General features: G+C 38.9%; 2 protein-coding genes. One reads left to right on the forward strand and one right to left on the reverse strand.

What is annotated here, in order from left to right; all coding sequences use genetic code 11:
* Positions 1-594 (forward strand): hypothetical protein (locus tag ACGHEH_RS21515; RefSeq protein WP_390449779.1); only part of this gene is annotated, 594 nt, incomplete at its 5' end.
* A gap of 10 nt (positions 595-604) precedes the next feature.
* On the opposite strand, the gene ACGHEH_RS21520 is transcribed toward ACGHEH_RS21515, so the two are convergent.
* Complete coding sequence (locus ACGHEH_RS21520; protein WP_390449782.1) at positions 605-949, reverse strand: hypothetical protein; 345 nt, start codon at positions 947-949, stop codon at positions 605-607.
* Positions 950-1,755: the final 806 nt, after the last annotated feature.

Consider the following 1,755-nt stretch of genomic DNA (forward strand, 5'->3'; position numbering starts at 1 on the left):
GGCTTTCAGGGAAGTTTTGTGAAATATTTAATTTTAGTTTTAATATCAATACTAACGTTCTCGGTTAAATCAAGTCCTGTCGGTGATTGCATTGGCACACCTAAAGAAGCTGTAACTGCGTTACCTTCGCCTCTCGATAATTGGGGGCAAATAGTTTGCACACCTTACGGGCACATTATTTCCAACAAGCAGGGTTATATTTGGTCAAACGTTGGTTCATATAGTCCAGTGATGATTCCATCACAAATGGTTCGCTCAAACCCCAAAAGCCTTGGAAATAATTCATATTTCACATCAATAGAAATGAATTTACTAAAAGATGAAGAAGCGGCTGCTTCAATTGAATTATTTGAAACCGGATTTGATAAATCGCCCAATAGGCCAAAGGTTTATTCTCTTCTTGTTAAATCTAAATCAGGTAAAGAATTGAGTTTTAAGTTTTTTGATTTCGGCGACTCTCAATGGGGTATGTGGTGTAAAAAATCGTGTGATCCAAACTCAAAGTTTATGATTTTAAATATGGCAAAGCAAAAGCCTAACAAGGCCGTAAAACCAAGGACACAAAACAGCAGGCTTGTGCTCCTTCGTCGCTAATTTTAGCCTGCTATTTTGTGCCGTTTACGGCAAGCGTTAGGCGTACTATGGAACCCGAGTTAGCTGAACCTAAATCATTACCAAGGTGGATTACCCTACCTTTAGGGTTAGCCTTATTTCCATTTACACTTTTGTGTATTGTAGGCTCAGCTATTGTGCTACTTGCTCCGAATGTACCACCGTCAATTTTTACAGTTTCAATTGGCAGTATTTTCTTAATTGGTAGCATTTGGGTTAGCTTATTGGCATTTAGGTTAATTGTGTCCAACCCTAAAAAAAGTAATGGGTTTGTGTCGCCAGCCGCACTTCGTTTAATTGGTGCTTTGTTTATTGCTATGCCTATTATGTCTGTCATTTTCGGAACGTTTATGGATAAGCCTGTTATACATAGCGTTCAAACAATCATATATTTTTTTGTTGCTGCACAGCTATTTCGAATTTCCAATACAAGAGCAAGTAAAAAGGTTTAATGTAAGTAGCGCCTAACAAGGCGCTCAAGGACGGACGTTAAAAGTTTGGCTTCGCTCGTTCCTCGCAAATTTTAGCCAAACTATTTTACGCCGCTTAGCTTGGCGTTATGCGTCACTTTAAATCGCTGTCTTTAAAACGGTTTTTTGCTCCAAGTCTTTTCTTCAAATTAACTTTTAGGTACAGTGGCGTAATCAAGTTTTAAGTTGGTCTTGGCTTTTCGTTTTTCAATTTAAGCTGTGACCAGAAAGGTCATTCATCAGTCGAACGCTTCTTTGCAATTTCGGGTTTGGTGGGTGTTTTTGATTTTTAGTTTGGCTTATTGGTGCAGGCGCAAGCGCTTCAAAAGCGGTGCGTCAACGCATAACAAGCAATTAAACAGGGATAAAAAACTTGCGGGCTATTCGCTTCGCTCAATTTTAGCCCACAATTTTTACCCGTTAATCGGGCGTTATGCGTCACTTTAAATCGCTGTCTTTAAAACGGTTTTTGCTTCAAACCTTTTCTTCAAATCAGCTTTTAGGTACAGTGGCGTAATCAAGTTTTAAGTTGGTCTTGGCTTTTCGTTTTTCAATTAAGGCTGTGACCAGAAAGGTCATTCACCAGTCGAACGCTTCTTTGCAATTTTGGGTTTGGTGAGTGTTTTTTAATTTTAAGTTTGGCTTATTGGTGCAGGCGCAAGCGCTTTAAAAA

The organism is Pseudoalteromonas sp. MTN2-4 (assembly GCF_042848605.1).
In the GTDB taxonomy this organism is placed as follows: Bacteria; Pseudomonadota; Gammaproteobacteria; order Enterobacterales; family Alteromonadaceae; genus Pseudoalteromonas.

Coding starts and splice junctions, on each gene's coding strand:
- ACGHEH_RS21520 (WP_390449782.1), bottom strand. CDS start 949: ATGACAGACATAATAGGCATAGCAATAAACAAAGCACCAATTAAACGA.